The 15,309-nt window shown below is 57.3% G+C and carries 13 protein-coding genes; 5 read left to right on the top strand and 8 right to left on the bottom strand.

All coding sequences use genetic code 11. The features are described 5' to 3' along the window. Positions 1 to 68: 68 nt before the first annotated feature. Positions 69 to 812: a MurR/RpiR family transcriptional regulator gene (locus K7H21_RS25110; RefSeq protein WP_049113515.1), complete on the bottom strand. Its 744-nt coding sequence runs from the start codon at positions 810 to 812 to the stop codon at positions 69 to 71. A gap of 305 nt (positions 813 to 1,117) precedes the next feature. Between K7H21_RS25110 and K7H21_RS25105 the strand changes: the two genes are divergently transcribed. The 3 genes from K7H21_RS25105 to celB all read left to right on the top strand — a co-directional run bounded on the left by K7H21_RS25105 (position 1,118) and on the right by celB (position 4,150). Continuing rightward, positions 1,118 to 1,381 (top strand): PTS sugar transporter subunit IIB, encoded by a 264-nt coding sequence (locus tag K7H21_RS25105; protein ID WP_232391401.1) that lies wholly within the window; start codon positions 1,118 to 1,120, stop codon positions 1,379 to 1,381. A gap of 79 nt (positions 1,382 to 1,460) precedes the next feature. Next, positions 1,461 to 2,768: a 6-phospho-beta-glucosidase gene (locus K7H21_RS25100; protein ID WP_004128232.1), complete on the top strand. Its 1,308-nt coding sequence runs from the start codon at positions 1,461 to 1,463 to the stop codon at positions 2,766 to 2,768. A gap of 26 nt (positions 2,769 to 2,794) precedes the next feature. Continuing rightward, a complete protein-coding gene (gene celB / locus K7H21_RS25095) occupies positions 2,795 to 4,150 on the top strand; it encodes a PTS cellobiose transporter subunit IIC (protein ID WP_004128234.1) in 1,356 nt (451 codons plus the stop codon). Positions 4,151 to 4,273: 123 nt separating this feature from the next. On the opposite strand, the gene treC is transcribed toward celB, so the two are convergent. The 3 genes from treC to treR all read right to left on the bottom strand — a co-directional run bounded on the left by treC (position 4,274) and on the right by treR (position 8,476). Beyond that, complete coding sequence (treC, locus tag K7H21_RS25090) at positions 4,274 to 5,929, bottom strand: alpha,alpha-phosphotrehalase (RefSeq protein WP_004128236.1); 1,656 nt, start codon at positions 5,927 to 5,929, stop codon at positions 4,274 to 4,276. 52 nt (positions 5,930 to 5,981) lie between these two features. Beyond that, positions 5,982 to 7,400 (bottom strand): PTS trehalose transporter subunit IIBC, encoded by a 1,419-nt coding sequence (gene treB / locus K7H21_RS25085; RefSeq protein ID WP_004128239.1) that lies wholly within the window; start codon positions 7,398 to 7,400, stop codon positions 5,982 to 5,984. 128 nt (positions 7,401 to 7,528) lie between these two features. Next, entirely contained in the window at positions 7,529 to 8,476 is a 948-nt protein-coding gene (gene treR / locus K7H21_RS25080; RefSeq protein ID WP_004128250.1) for a trehalose operon repressor TreR, read from the bottom strand. Between the two features lie 180 nt (positions 8,477 to 8,656). Here treR and mgtL point away from each other — a divergent pair, with 180 nt between their 5' ends. Both mgtL and mgtA read left to right on the top strand, forming a co-directional pair. After that, entirely contained in the window at positions 8,657 to 8,710 is a 54-nt protein-coding gene (gene mgtL / locus K7H21_RS29445) for a mgtA regulatory leader peptide MgtL (RefSeq protein ID WP_219192905.1), read from the top strand. A gap of 145 nt (positions 8,711 to 8,855) precedes the next feature. Next, positions 8,856 to 11,564 carry a magnesium-translocating P-type ATPase gene (gene mgtA / locus K7H21_RS25070; RefSeq protein ID WP_004128253.1) on the top strand — a complete coding sequence of 903 codons (2,709 nt, stop codon included), beginning with the start codon at positions 8,856 to 8,858 and terminating at the stop codon, positions 11,562 to 11,564. A gap of 67 nt (positions 11,565 to 11,631) precedes the next feature. On the opposite strand, the gene ridA is transcribed toward mgtA, so the two are convergent. From ridA to pyrB, 4 genes are all read right to left on the bottom strand, one after another. Beyond that, a complete protein-coding gene (gene ridA / locus K7H21_RS25065) occupies positions 11,632 to 12,018 on the bottom strand; it encodes a 2-iminobutanoate/2-iminopropanoate deaminase (RefSeq protein ID WP_004128256.1) in 387 nt (128 codons plus the stop codon). Positions 12,019 to 12,172: 154 nt separating this feature from the next. After that, positions 12,173 to 13,627 (bottom strand): N-acetylglucosamine-binding protein GbpA, encoded by a 1,455-nt coding sequence (gene gbpA, locus K7H21_RS25060; RefSeq protein WP_223035448.1) that lies wholly within the window; start codon positions 13,625 to 13,627, stop codon positions 12,173 to 12,175. A 259-nt stretch (positions 13,628 to 13,886) separates the two neighbouring features. Beyond that, positions 13,887 to 14,348, bottom strand: coding sequence for an aspartate carbamoyltransferase regulatory subunit (gene pyrI, locus K7H21_RS25055; RefSeq protein WP_004128261.1), 462 nt, complete (start codon positions 14,346 to 14,348; stop codon positions 13,887 to 13,889). A 12-nt stretch (positions 14,349 to 14,360) separates the two neighbouring features. Beyond that, positions 14,361 to 15,296, bottom strand: a complete 936-nt coding sequence (gene pyrB, locus K7H21_RS25050; RefSeq protein ID WP_004098118.1) for an aspartate carbamoyltransferase — start codon at positions 15,294 to 15,296, stop codon at positions 14,361 to 14,363. Positions 15,297 to 15,309 lie beyond the last annotated feature (13 nt).

Below are 15,309 nucleotides of genomic sequence, written 5' to 3'. Positions count from 1 at the left end.
TTATCAGCTTATAAAATAAGCAGAAATGGGGCCTGAACGCAGTAAATTCAGGCCTGAAAGGGATAACGTCAGGCGAGCAGCGCGTCGTTAAGCAGGTCGACCAGCAGCAGCAGGGCGTAACGCGCGGCCTGCGCATTCTCAGGCAGAGGCAACAGCGCGGAGGCCATATTGCTCAACGCGTGGTTGGCCGGAGTGAGAGCGAAAATCGTCGCTTCCTGTACCCGGGCCAGCAAGGTAGCGCCCTGCAAAATCGCGTCGGCCTCGCCGGTTGCCAGCACCAGCAGGAGATGATCGTCGCTGAGGGTACTGGCTACCATCCGCATCAGGGCGCTGTCCTGGCAGAGATTAATCACGATACCGATGGAGAGCAACTGGTGCTGAAGCAGCGTCGCCAGCGCGATATCCTGCGCGCCGAGGGCGAAACAGTGCACGGCGCGGGCATTTTGTAGGCGCGTGCGTAGCTTTTGCAGCGTCGATTCGGGCGTGCTGACCAGCTGCTGCTCCAGATTTGCGCTAATCAGGCTTAACTTGTCGCGCCACGCGGCCGGCAGCGCGGCGCTCTCCTCGTTTAGCCAACTGGTGCGACGTTCGCAGGCCTGCGCCAGCTGCTTGCGCAAATCACGAATATCCTCGCAGCCGACGGAGCGGGCAAAGCGGGTAATTGTGGCTGCGCTCACGCCAGCGCGCACAGCCAGTTCATCAATCGAAGCGCTGGCGGTAAAGCTTAAATTCTGCAGAATAAATGCCGCGACTCTTGATTCCTGAGCGCTAAAGCGCGTCATGCCTTCCTGTAACTGCCCTACGATATCCATGCTTTCAGCCTCTTTTTCCGCCACCGCCTGATTGAAAATATTTTTCAAATAATGATGGCTTTTTATACCACTTAATCACCCGCAATGCCTGAGATTATGACCGGTTTCGCTTTTATGCCGGGGTAAAGAGGCGAAAAATAACGCCTCGATCACGTACGTGAAAAAAATTTTCATATAGCCTTCACCGATATCCGCACCTCGCCCTATAGTCGATGGTGCTTATTTAGCACTCGCTCAAGCAAAACCCATTGGGAGGAATTATGCCACGTATCGTCCTGTGCTGCGCCGCCGGAATGTCCACCAGCATGCTGGTTAACAAAATGAAAACCGAGGCGCAGCAGCGCGCGCTGGCGCTGGAAATTTATGCCGTGCCCGTCGCCGAGTTTGAACGCGAGTTGCCAAATGCCGACGTGATTTTACTGGGGCCGCAGGTGAAGTACGAAGCGGCCCGATTGACCGAGCTTGCTGCCCCGCACGGGAAAGCCGTTGCGGTAATCGATATGGCAGATTACGGCATGATGCGCGGGGCCGCCGTCCTTGATAAAGCGCTCGCTCTGCTGAACCACTAACGCTTTCCCATCAACGCGTTCATTTCGCAAAGCCGCTGCGGCCTTGCGCGGGGATCTGTACGCCAAAAATGAGGCCACTATGCAAACATTGAAAATTGCCGTCATCGGCGGCGGCAGCAGCTATACGCCGGAACTTATCGAAGGCATTATCCTTCGCCATCAGCAGATTCCGGTCACGGAACTGGCGCTGGTCGATGTCGAAGCCGGGCGCGAGAAAGTGGTGATTATCGCCGGGCTGGCCCAGCGTATGCTAAAGCGCCATGGTCTCGAACAGGTTAAGGTTAGCGTGCATTTCAGCCTGGATGAGGCCATTCGCGGCGCTAAATTCGTCCTGACCCAGCTGCGGGTTGGGCAGCTGGCGGCGCGGGCGGCGGATGAGCGTTTGGGGCTGAAATATAACCTCCTGGGCCAGGAAACCACCGGCATCGGCGGCTTTGCTAAGGCGCTGCGCACCATTCCGGTGATCTTGCAGGTCGCGCGCAAAGTTGAGGCGCTGGCACCCGACGCCTTCATCCTCAACTTTACCAATCCAGCGGGGATCGTGACGGAGGCGGTGAGCCGCTACAGCAGCGCTAAAATCATCGGCCTGTGCAACGTGCCCATCAACATGCAGCATATGATCGCCGGCATGCTGGAGGCAAAGGCAGAGGAGGTCAGGCTGAGCTTCGCCGGGTTAAATCATATGGTCTGGGTACACAAGGTGATGCAGGGGCGGGAGGATGTCACCGGTAAGGTTCTCGACATGCTGTGCGACGGTCAATCACTGTCGATGAACAATATTAAATCGTTGCCGTGGCCGGCGGAGTTTCTGCGGGCCCTGAAGGCGATTCCCTGTCCCTATCACCGCTATTTCTGGCTGACGCCAGCCATGCTGGCGGAAGAGATTGAGGCGGCGAAAACCAAAGGCACCCGCGCGGAACAGGTGATGAAGGTGGAACAGGAGCTGTTTGATATTTATGCCCGGCCTGAGCTGGATGAAAAGCCCGAACAGCTGAGCTTTCGCGGTGGGGCCTACTACTCCGAAGTGGCGGTGGAGCTGATTAACGCCATTTACAACAATCTTGGCAAAGAGATGGTCGTCAACACCCGCAACAACGGCGCGATCCACGGCTTCGATGATGATGCGGTGGTGGAAATTAACAGCATTATTGACGCGCAGGGCGCACGACCGCTGGCCTTTGGCGCGCTGTCGCCGATCATGAACGGACTGACGCAACAGGTGAAAGCCTTCGAGCGCTTGACGATTGAGGCCGCGGTTCACGGCTGCCGGGATAGCGCGCTGCTGGCGCTGGTAAGTAACCCGCTGGTTGGGAATGTGACCGATGCCCGGGCGCTGCTTGATGAGGTGTTAACCATCAACCGCCCCTGGTTAACACAGTTTAACTAAACTTTTCCGCCTTCGGGGATACCACTATGTCTCGTACTTCATTTATTGAACGCTATGTCATGCCCGCCGCGCTGAAAATCGGCGGTCAGAAGCATGTCCTGTCGGTACGCGACGGCATTATTCTCAATATGCCGTTTATGCTGATTGGTTCGTTTTTCCTGATATTCGCCTACCTGCCGATTCCAGGCTACGGTGAGATGATGGCCAGCGTATTTGGCGATGCCTGGCGCGACAAAATGCTGTACCCGGTCAAAGCGACCTATGACATCATGGCGCTGCTTTCGGCCTTCGGCATTGCCTACCGGCTGGCGGAAAAATATCGCACCCTGGACCCGCTCAGCGCCGGGGCGATGTCGCTGGTGGCGTTTGTGATGACGATCCCGCAGGTGACGCTTTTTACACCGGCAGATGGCTCGGCGGCGCAAATCGTCAAAGGCGTGCTGCCGGTAGGGATGATTGGCAGCCAGGGACTGTTTGTGGCGATTGTGATTTCGCTGCTTTCCACGGAGATCTACCGCCTGGTGGCCAGCCGTAATCTGGTGATCCGCATGCCAGATGGCGTACCGCCCGCGGTGGCGAAATCTTTTCTCGCCCTGATCCCCGGCTTCTGCGTGCTGGCCGTGGTGCTGGCGCTGCGCCTGATCGTCGAAGCCTCGCCGTTCGGTGATATCAATAGCATGATCACCACGCTGATTGGTATTCCGATGTCGCACGTCGGCGGTTCGCTGCCGGGGATGATTATCTCAGTGATCCTGATTGGCATCCTGTGGACCCTGGGGCTGCACGGCGACACCATTGTGCTGGTGTTTATTCGCCCGGTCTGGCTGTCGAATATGTCGGAGAACCTGGAAGCGTTTCAGAATGGGCTGCCGATCCCGCATATCATCACCCAGCAGTTTTATGACCTGTGGATTGCGCCCGGCGGTACCGGGGCGCTGCTGGGGCTGGTGATTTTTATGCTGCTGCGCAGCCGTAGCCAGCAGATGAAACAGCTAGGGAAAATTGCCGCGCCGGGGGCGCTGTTCAATATCAGCGAGCCGATGGTATTCGGCATTCCGCTGGTGATGAACCCGTACTTCTTCCTGCCGTTTATTTTGACGCCAGTCCTGTTGGTGATTGTCTCGTATACCGCGATGGCCACCGGGCTGGTGATGAAGCCGGCGGGGATTGCGCTGCCGTTTACCACGCCTATTTTTATGAGTGGCTATCTGGCGACCGGAGGGCACGTTTCCGGTGCGGTGCTGCAGGTGGTGAACCTGGCGATCTCGCTGGTGATCTACTATCCGTTCTTCCGGGCATGGGATCGCCTGAAGGCAAAAGAAGAGCAGGCGTCAGCGCAGCCGGAAGCCAGCGCGACGCTGTCTGCGGCCGATCGTATTTAAAGCATATTCCCGGAGGCGGCGCTTGACGCGCCTGTCCGGGCTACTGGCTCGCAGACGATGGTGAACCTGTAGCCCGGGTAAGCGCAGCGCGACCCGGGACTCTCAGCGCAAGCCGGGGAGGGGTTACTCCTGCAGCCACCATACCGCTTCAAACGGACGTAGGGTCATATCGGCAGGACGGTTTGCCGCTTCCGCGTAGTTGCTCATCAGCATCCCCCATTCGCCGCTCATCGCTTCCGGCTGCCAGCGCTGGAACTCGCGGCTCAGGTTCGCCACGACCACCAGCGTTTGCCCTTGCCACTGACGGCGATAGCACCACAGGGACGGATGTTCCGGCAGCAGGTCCTGATAGTCGCCCCAGGTCAGCACTGGCGCGCTCTTGCGCAACGCAATCAGCTGCTGATAGGTATAAAACACCGATTCCGGGTCCGCCAGCGCCGCTTCGGCGTTGATCTCGCGATAGTTATCGCACAGCGCAATCCACGGCTCGCCTGCGCTAAAACCGCCGTTATCGGCGCTGTTCCACTGCATTGGCGTACGGCTGTTATCGCGCGATTTACTGGCCAGAATCGCCAGAAGTTCATCCGGATCCTGGCCCTGCGCCGCGCGTTCGATGAACATGTTGTGGCTCTCAACGTCGCGATAATCGGTAATGCGCGTAAAGTGCGGATTCGTCATGCCGATCTCTTCGCCCTGATAGATATAGGGCGTGCCCTGCATACCGTGGAGCACCATCGCCAGCATTTTCGCCGCCGGGACGCGGTATTCACCCTCGTCGCCGAAGCGGGAGACGATGCGCGGCTGGTCGTGGTTACACCAGAACAGCGCGTTCCACGCGCGATTGTGCATCCCCTGCTGCCAGTGCCTGAACAGCGCTTTCAAGGCCACAAAATCCGGGCGCGCCAGCGTCCACTTCTCGCCGCCGGGATAGTCCACCTTCAGATGGTGGAAGTTAAAGGTCATCGATAGCTCACCGCCGTCGAGCGCCGCGTACTTCTGGCAATGCTCAAGCGTGGTGGAGGACATTTCGCCGACCGTCATCAGGTTGCGCGGGGTGAAGACATCGCGGCTCATCTCCTGCAAAAATTCGTGCGCTCGCGGACCGTCGGTATAGAAGCGGCGGCCGTCGCCATCCGTATCGGACGGAAAGGTCTGGTCTTTGGAGATCAAATTGACCACATCGAGGCGCAGGCCGTCGACGCCGCGATCGGCCCAGAACTCGCACACTTTTTTCAGCTCCGCGCGTACCGCCGGGTTTTCCCAGTTCAGGTCCGCCTGCTCAATGGCGAACAGATGCAGATAGTACTGCTCGCTTTCGGCGTGCCACTGCCAGGCGTTACCGCCAAATTTTGAGCGCCAGTTGTTGGGCGGCGTGGTGGGTTCGCCGTCGCGCCAAATATAGAACTGGCGATACGGACTCTCTTTATTGAGCGCTTCGCGGAACCACGCGTGTTCGGTCGAAGTGTGGTTCAGCACCATATCCAGCACGATGCGGATCCCGCGATCGTGCGCCTGAGTGACCAGTTCGTCGAAATCGTCCAGCGTGCCGTAGGTTGGGTCGATAGCGGTATAGTTGGCGACGTCGTAACCATTATCCACCTGTGGCGAGACGTAGAACGGCGTCAGCCAGATGGCGTCCACGCCGAGCTTTTGCAGATAGTCGAGGCGGGAGGTGACGCCGCGCAGATCGCCGGTTCCGGTACCGGTGGTGTCCTGGAAACTCTTCGGATAGATTTGATAAATAACGCCGTTTTGCCACCAGAGGGGAAGGGTATTCATATCACGTTCCTGCTACAGCAAGGGGGCGCCTGGGCGCCCCGAAAATAAGAAGTCAGACAATCTGTAAGGTGCCCTGGCGGAATTTGCGCTGGTAAACGACCGTCGTCAGGACAATCGGTACCACTACGGCGATGGCCATCGCCAGCGCGTAAACCTGCCAGTAGGTTGGCTGGATAGAGAGGATGCCCGGCAGGCCGCCGACGCCGATACCGTTGGCCATCACGCCGTTCAGGCCGCACAGCAGCCCGGCAAGACCGGAACCGACCATCGCGCACAGCATCGGGAAGCGGTACTTCAGGTTGATACCGTACATGGCCGGTTCCGTGACGCCGAGGTAGGCGGAAATGGCGGCCGGAACGGAGATTTCACGTTCGTTCTGTTTACGGCTGGCGATGATGATTCCCACGACCGCCGACGCCTGGGCAATGTTGGACAGCGCAATCAGCGGCCATACCGGCGTCCCGCCCATGCTCTGTATCATCTGCATATCGATGGCGAGCGTGGTCTGATGAACCCCGGTGATCACCAGCGGCGCGTACAGGAAGCCGAACAGCGCGGCGCCAATCGGCGCGAAGCTGCCGGTTAGCAGATGACGCACGGCCCAGGCCACGCCGTCGCCAATCATGCGGCCAAACGGGCCGATAAAAGCGTGCGCGAGGAAGACTGCCAGAATCAGCGAACAGACTGGTACGATCACCAGATAGAGATAGTCAGGCACGATGCGTTTCAGCCGCGTTTCGATAAAGCCGAGCGCCAGTCCCGCCAGCAGGGCCGGGATAACCTGCGCCTGGTAGCCGACCTTCTCAATGGTGAACAGACCAAAGTTCCAGACTTCCGGCACCTGCTGGCCCAGCAGGTAGGCGTTCATCAGCTGCGGAGAGACCAGCGTGACGCCCAGCACGATGCCGAGGATCGGCGTGCCGCCCATTTTCTTGACCGCGGACCAGCAGATACCCACCGGCAGGTAGAAGAAGATCGCCTCGCCAATCAGCCACAGGAAGTCATAAATAGTTTTCAGCGACGGGTGCATTTGCGCCAGCGTCTGGCCGTTGCTCATCGGCAGATCGCCGATCACGTTGCGGAAGCCTAAGATCAGGCCGCCGCTGATCAGCGCAGGCAGCAGCGGGAAGAAGATCTCCGCGAAGTGTGAAATGAGCTGTTCATGCCATTTCATATTCTGCCGCGCGGCTTTTTTGGCCTGCTCTTTGTCGGCGCTGGCCTGGCCGGTAGTCGCCAGAAGCGCTTTATAGTAGTCGCCAACCTCGGTGCCGATCACCACCTGGAACTGTCCGGCGTTGGTAAAGCAGCCCTTCACCATGCGTAGCTGTTCAATGTCTTTCGGTTTGGCGATGGCCGGATTATTCAGCACAAAGCGCAAACGGGTAATACAGTGGCTGACGGTGGCGATATTGTCGCGCCCGCCCACCAGTTCGATAAGTTTATCGATGTCCTGCTGATTCACTTTACTCATGATGAGGCCTCATGACCGAGGGGAGAGGTTGCATTTAACTTGAGACGGATCCTACTCGCTCCGCTTAAATTGCAAAATGGGAACGTTCCCGAAACGCAGTGAAGATCACATAAATCGTTCCTGCGGGGTTAATTCAGTACGGCGGGAATCACGATTTGACGGGGCTCACGGTTGCCGGCGATCTGCTCGATCAGCTGCTGTGCCGCCTGGCGTCCGGATTCGGCATAGCCGGGATCGACCGTCAGGATCTCCGGGTGGAGAAACTTCATCAGCGGCGTGCTGCCAACGCTGGCAAGCTGGAGACGATCGATTCCCTGTTGCTGGAGATACTTGCTGGCCCCCAGCGCGAGAGTATCGGTTGCGCAGACCAGCGCGCTGGTCTCTGCCGACAGCACCTCAGCGACGCTTTCGTAGCCCTGTTTCATGCCCAGACCCGGCAGCGCGGCGAGGGGAGTGAGGCGTTTTTTCTGACAGAAATCGAGGTAGGCCTGGTGGCGGCGCTGCCCGGTGGTCACGTCGCTATGCGGCACGCCGAGGAAGCTGATGTGGCGATGTCCACGCTCGTAAAGGCGCTGCATCAGCATCCTGATCGACCCTTCATCGTCATAGCAGACGGAGGCGATTCCGGGCGCGTCGCGGGCCAGCAGCACCAGCGTCTCCCGCCACGGGGTGAGCATCTCTTCATGAATGCCGGTAAAACCAAACAGCACCACGCCATCGATATTGCGCCGGGCGAGCATGCCGAGATGCTCCTCGACCAGCGCCGGAGAGAATTGGCTCTCCATCATAATCGGATCGTAGCCCTGTTCGTAAAAAGCCGGAAGCATGGTTTGCACGGCAAGATTTTCTGAGAGTGAATCCAGGCGGGTGACGATAATCGCCACGACTTTGTCGCTTTGACCACGCATCGCCCTGGCGGAGCGCGAAGGCGAAAATCCATGCTGTTGCATCACCGCTTCGACCCGTTCGCGGGTGCGTTCGCTAACGCCGCTTTCGTTATTAAGCACGCGGGATACCGTCGATTTCCCGACGCCGCTTAAGCGCGCGATATCTTTGATGGTCAGCCGGTTTTGCATGCAGGGTTCTCGTTGTGGTCCGATTAAAGTGAGCCTAATGCTACTCAAGGAAACCACAATGAGCAAAGTCTGGTTTACGTCTGGTTTAGCTACCCGGGGGTATCATCGCCATAATAGCCACAAATAGAGTATCGGTGACGATATAATTCGCGCCGTTTGTATTCATTTACCGGAGATTTTATGGACCCCGAACCCACTCCCGATCCTCGATGGAGCCATCTTTTTTTCCGGTAATCCCGCTTAGCGTTGCTTTACCGGAAGCGTAAAGCAGCGACGTCCTTGATGTCCCTGCCATAAAAATAATATGCCTGACAGGTAAGGTTTACTCGCGCCTGTCGGTTGCGCTGCGTTCGCTCGCGCGAGCGCGGAGGGACTGTTTATGTTGAAAAATTTTACCCGCCAGCTGTTTGCCCAGCTTGGCCGCCATTTACCGCATCGTTTAGTGCAACGCGATCCGCTACCCGATGCTCGCAATTTGGCGAGCGCGCCGATCCCGGATTCTCTCGGCAAGCAGTGCCTGAACGTGGCGGCAATGGATGAGAATGAAATCTGGCGCGCTTTCGCCAGTCATCCAGAAGGGCTAAACGAAGGCGAAGTGGCGCAGAAAATCGCGCAGTATGGCGAAAACCAGATCCCGGCGCAGAAGCCGTCGCCGTGGTGGGTGCATCTGTGGAGCTGTTACCGCAATCCTTTCAATCTGCTGCTGACCGTTCTGGGTATCGTCTCCTACTCGACGGAGGATCTGTTTGCCGCGGCGGTTATCGCCCTGATGGTGGGGATCTCCACGCTGCTGAACTTTATCCAGGAAGCCCGCTCGACCAAAGCCGCGGACGCCCTGAAGGCGATGGTCAGCAACACCGCGACGGTCCTGCGGGTGGTGAATGAGCAGGGTGAAAGCCGCTGGTGCGAGCTGCCCATCGACCAGCTGGTGCCGGGAGATATCGTTAAGCTATCGGCGGGGGACATGATTCCGGCAGATCTGCGCGTCATTCAGGCGCGCGACCTGTTTGTCGCCCAGGCCTCGCTGACCGGGGAATCGCTGCCGGTCGAAAAGGTGACCCGCACCCGCGACCCGCTACAGACGAACCCGCTGGAGTGCGACACCCTGTGCTTTATGGGTACCAACGTAGTGAGCGGATCGGCGCAGGCCATCGTTTTCGCCACCGGCGGCGGCACCTGGTTTGGCCAGCTGGCCGGTCGCGTCAGCGAGCAGGAAAGCGAGCCGAACGCCTTTCAGAAAGGCATCAGCCGGGTCAGCATGCTGTTGATCCGCTTTATGCTGGTGATGACGCCGATCGTGCTGCTGATTAACGGCTACACCAAAGGCGACTGGTGGGAGGCGGCGCTGTTCGCGCTCTCCGTCGCGGTGGGTCTGACCCCGGAAATGCTGCCGATGATCGTCACCTCGACCCTGGCGCGCGGGGCGGTGAAGCTGTCGAAACAGAAAGTGATCGTCAAGCACCTCGACGCGATACAGAACTTTGGCGCGATGGACATTCTGTGCACCGATAAAACCGGTACCCTGACGCAGGATAAAATCGTGCTGGAGAATCACACCGATGTCTCCGGCAAAGTGAGCGAACGGGTGCTGCATACCGCCTGGCTGAATAGCCACTATCAGACCGGGCTGAAGAATCTGCTCGATACCGCGGTGCTGGAGGGCGTAGAGCTGGAGTCAGCGCGCGGGCTGGCGGAACGCTGGCAAAAAGTGGATGAGATCCCGTTCGATTTTGAGCGTCGCCGTATGTCGGTGGTGGTGCAGGAGCAGGACAACGTTCACCAGCTGATCTGCAAAGGCGCTTTGCAGGAGATCCTCAACGTCTCGACCCAAGTGCGCTATAACGGCGACATCGTACCGCTGGACGAGACCATGCTACGGCGCATCCGTCGCGTCACCGACACCCTCAACCGCCAGGGATTGCGCGTGGTGGCGGTGGCGACGAAGTACCTGCCCGCACGCGAAGGCGACTACCAGCGCGCGGATGAGTCAGATCTGATCCTCGAAGGTTATATCGCCTTCCTTGACCCGCCGAAAGAGACTACCGCCCCGGCGCTCAAGGCGCTGAAGGCCAGCGGCATTACGGTCAAAATCCTCACTGGCGACAGTGAGCTGGTGGCGGCCAAAGTCTGCCACGAAGTGGGGCTGGATGCGGGGGACGTGGTTATCGGCAGCCAGGTTGAAGCGCTGAACGATGATGAGTTGGCCGAACTGGCAAAACGTACCACCCTGTTTGCTCGCCTGGCGCCGCTGCACAAAGAGCGTATCGTGACCCTACTGAAACGCGAAGGACACGTGGTGGGTTTTATGGGCGACGGCATTAACGACGCCCCGGCGCTGCGCGCGGCGGATATCGGTATTTCCGTCGACGGCGCGGTGGATATCGCCCGCGAGGCGGCGGATATCATCCTGCTGGAGAAGAGCCTGATGGTGCTGGAGGAGGGGGTTATTGAAGGCCGCCGGACCTTCGCCAATATGCTCAAGTACATCAAAATGACCGCCAGCTCCAATTTCGGTAACGTTTTTAGCGTGCTGGTGGCCAGCGCCTTCCTGCCGTTCCTGCCGATGCTGCCGCTGCATCTGCTGATCCAGAACCTGCTGTACGACGTATCCCAGGTCGCGATCCCGTTTGATAACGTGGACGATGAGCAGATTCGTAAACCGCAGCGCTGGAACCCGGCGGATCTCGGCCGCTTTATGGTCTTCTTTGGGCCGATCAGTTCCATATTCGATATTCTGACGTTCTGCCTGATGTGGTGGGTATTCCACGCCAACACGCCGGAACATCAGACCCTGTTCCAGTCCGGCTGGTTCGTGGTTGGCCTGCTGTCGCAGACGCTGATTGTGCATATGATCCGTACGCGGCGGATCCCGTTTATCCAGAGCCGCGCGGCCTGGCCGCTGATCGTGATGACGCTGCTGGTGATGGTGGTGGGAATTGCGCTGCCGTTCTCGCCGCTGGCGGGCTACCTGCAGCTTCAGGCGTTGCCGCTCAGCTACTTCCCGTGGCTGATTGCGATCCTTGCGGGCTATATGACGCTGACGCAGATGGTCAAAGGCTTCTACAGCCGTCGCTACGGCTGGCAGTGAGCGAGGCGCTTTACGTGCAGAAACAACAAAGGCAGCCACGGGCTGCCTTTGTTCATACTGTCTACGATTAGCGACGAATGGCGATCGCTTCAATCTCAATTTTCACGTCTTTCGGCAGACGCGCCACTTCTACGCAGGAGCGCGCCGGGAAGGTGGCGTTGTGCTCGGTGAAGAAGGCTTCATAGGCGGCGTTAACGGTGGCGAAATCGTTCAGATCTTTCACGAAAACGGTGGTTTTAATGATATCGCCAACTTTCAGGCCCGCGGCTTCTACGATAGCTTTCACGTTTTCCAGCGACTGACGTGCCTGAGCGGCGACATCTTCCGGCACGCTGCCGGTTTTCGGGTCTACCGGGATCTGCCCGGAAGTGATGATCATATTACCCAGATCAACACCCTGAACGTACGGGCCGATGGCTGCGGGTGCATTTTCCGTCGCGATAGTTTTAGACATGAGTTCTCCTGAAATATTTAAAGGTAATCTGACTGGCGTTGGCCATTATAAAGAGTGCTGACTGCTTTATCATTATACAGGCCGCATTTTGCGAAGCAGAGCAGCGGATAACGCAGGGCGCTATCCGCTTAAGGCATGAATCTGCAGAACGAAATTAGCGGGTGACTTCAGTCCATGCCGCCGTCCAGGCTGACCCGACGCCCGGTTCGTACTGGTTGGCGTGTTGGCTCCACTGCACGCAGTAGCCGCTGTAGGGGAGTGGGCGACATTGGTACACTTTGCCGTCTTTAGGCTGTAAAACCCGGGTGCCTGCCGTATAGCTTTTCAGCTGCTCCGGAAAGGTGTAGTCATACTTGCCCGCAGGCGCTGGCGTCGGTTGCGCACTCTCTTCCAGCATCAGGTTAATGACCCCCTGGCCGATGATGGCGCCTTGCTCATTGCTGGCATTGTAGCGCAGCATATGATGGCCAGCCTGAACGTGACTTAGAGGAATAGTTAACGTCAGGGTGCGATTATCTACCGTTTGCTGAATGCTCCCTTTCTCCGTGCCCGCATGATTGCTGACGGCGGCGGTAAGGTGCATTTTACCGTTGGCCGTGGCGTTAAAGGTCACCGTCGCTTTCCCGTTTTCGATTTTGGTTGCGCTGACGTTGGTAATGCTCAGAGATTCTTTCGCGCTATCGTCTGACTGCGATTCGGCATAGGTCAGCGTGACGCTTTGTACCGCGCTGTCTTGCGGCACATAGACCTGGTTAACGCCATGGATCGGGTTAATATTGCCATCGCCCTCCTTTACCCCGGCGCGCAGCTTGCCTTCGTGCGCGGTATTAATGGCTTCCGCCAGATCGTAAGACCATCGGCTGTTTTGCCCCTGCGCATCGCTGGCGATCGTTAATTCCGTTTGTAACGAATAAACTTCGCCGCTCGCGTTAAAGAAATGGGCAACGACTTTATCACCAGCATGGAGATCCTTCCCAGTCAGCTGGCCTGACAGCTGCGTTGTCCAGAGTGATTCGTCTGCGCTGTCATCGCTGGTGCTGCCAAAATCGACATCAATGGCCTGATAGAAACTATTTGCCGTATCGGCAATTTCCCACACGGCATAAATAACCTGATAGCCGGTACGCTCGGGGACATTACAGGAATGGGTGACCTGTATTGCCGGCGCTACGCCGTTACCGGCGATTTGACAAAAGGGCTTGCTTTCAAAATCGCTGCGCGTCAGCGGCTTATTTTGAACCCAGTTTTGTTTGGTAATGTAATAACGCCAGTTAGCGGTTCTGTGGGGCGCAGAATGGTGCCAGACAAAATTATTTTTACCGCTCTTTATCCTGGTTTTCGACCAGCGGGTCGGGCTCTGGCTATCCAGCTGCGAGAAGTTGGTTTTACCCGCGCTGGCCAGTTGCCCGTCAGGCGGCATCGGGCCTTCAGGAAAACCGCTTGCTTGCTCAACGCTTTGCGGTTCCCACTGCACCGGACCGCAGTCCGTGTTTTTCCCTGTATTACATTGGTAGGCCCGACTTGGCGGAGATTCCACATAGCCATGAGCCAATGCTGAGGAGGTAAATAATAATGTTGCCGTATAGAGCGATATTTTCTTCAGTTTCATAATTCATCCAGTGATTAATTAATAAATAATGGAAAGCGTTCTGGAGTGTATGAAGAGAAAAAAACGAGAGCAATACGGGTGATATTTAATGAGCAATATCAATAATCATTATATATAACCGTCAGACACCTGGATAATAAATGATGGTATAGTGAGAGATATTGATTATCTTGCAAACGGTCTGTGAGTTGACTTTGCGCGGATTATTTAACGTATCGTTTTATTAGCAGACCCATTGCTGGGTCTGCTACCGAAGCATTTAGTTTGCCAGAACGACATGATGTGAAAATTCTTTTTCACAATATTTGCACTTCAGCGCGATATCGTTTTCACGTTTCTTCACCGCAAAGCTGGAGGACACCGGCTCGGCGTGGCTGATACAGTTGCTGTTGGGGCAAACCAGTACGTTGTTAATGCGGTCCGGTAGATGCGGGCGGGATTTACCGACCACTTCATAATCATCAATGCGGTTCACCGTAGCCTGCGGCGCGTACAGGGAGAGCTGGTTGACCTGCTCGTCGGTCAGGAAGGTGTTTTCGATTTTGATTAAATCTTTGCGGCCCATTTCGCCTGACGGCAGGTTCAGGCCGATGGTGATGCGCTGATCCGTTTCGGTCAGTTTGAACAGGGTCAGCAGCTTAAAGCCGACCTGCGCCGGGATATGGTCGATAACGGTGCCACGTTTGATGGCTTCTACCTGTAATTTATTGTCGTGTGTCATCTCTTTTTCCCCTTACAGTGCCAGATCGCTATTCAGTACCAGTGCCAGTAAGGCCTGGCGCGCGAAGATGCCGTTGCCTGCCTGCTGGAAGTACCAGGCGTGCGGCGTTTTATCGACATCGGTGGTGATTTCATCAATGCGCGGCAGCGGATGCAGCACCTTCATATTGGCGCGGGCGCCTTCCAGATCGGCGGCGCGCAGGACAAACTGCGCCTTCACGTTGGCATATTCCGATGGGTCGAGGCGCTCTTTCTGTACCCGGGTCATATACAGAATGTCCACCTCTTCCATCACCTCTTCAATGGCGCTATGCAGGCTCCAGGCAATGCCTTTTTCGTCGAGCATGTCGAGGATGTACTGCGGCATGGCCAGCGCGTCCGGCGCGATAAAGTAGAAGCGGTTGCCGTTAAATTTCGCCAGCGCCTGGGTCAGGGAGTGAACGGTGCGGCCGTATTTCAGGTCGCCGACCATCGCCACGTTAAGATTTTCCAGACGGCCCTGGGTCTCCTGAATGGTGAACAGATCCAGCAGGGTCTGCGTCGGATGCTGGTTCGCGCCGTCGCCGGCGTTGAGTACCGGAATACCGCCGGAGAATTCGGTCGCCAGACGCGCCGCGCCTTCCTGCGGGTGGCGCATGACGATGGCATCGACATAGGTGCTGATGACCGAGATGGTATCGGCCAGGGTTTCGCCTTTCTTGCCCAGCGAGGTGTTGCTGCTGTCCGAGAAACCGACCACGCTGGCGCCCAGGCGATGCATCGAGGTTTCAAACGACAGGCGGGTGCGGGTCGACGCTTCAAAAAAGCAGCTGGCAATCACTTTATGCTTCAGCAGCTCAGGCTGTGGATGGGCTTTGAGCTTTGCTGCGGTTGCCAGTACCAGTTCAAGGTCTTCGCGGCTGAGATCGTTTATAGAAATGATATGTTTTTGATACAGCGGATTAGCCATGTTTATCTCCTGA

This window comes from Klebsiella sp. CTHL.F3a (genome assembly GCF_019890895.1).
Lineage (GTDB): Bacteria > Pseudomonadota > Gammaproteobacteria > Enterobacterales > Enterobacteriaceae > Klebsiella > Klebsiella grimontii.
Note: the sequence above shows the minus strand (reverse complement) of the source record. Positions and strands in the feature narration are given on the sequence as shown.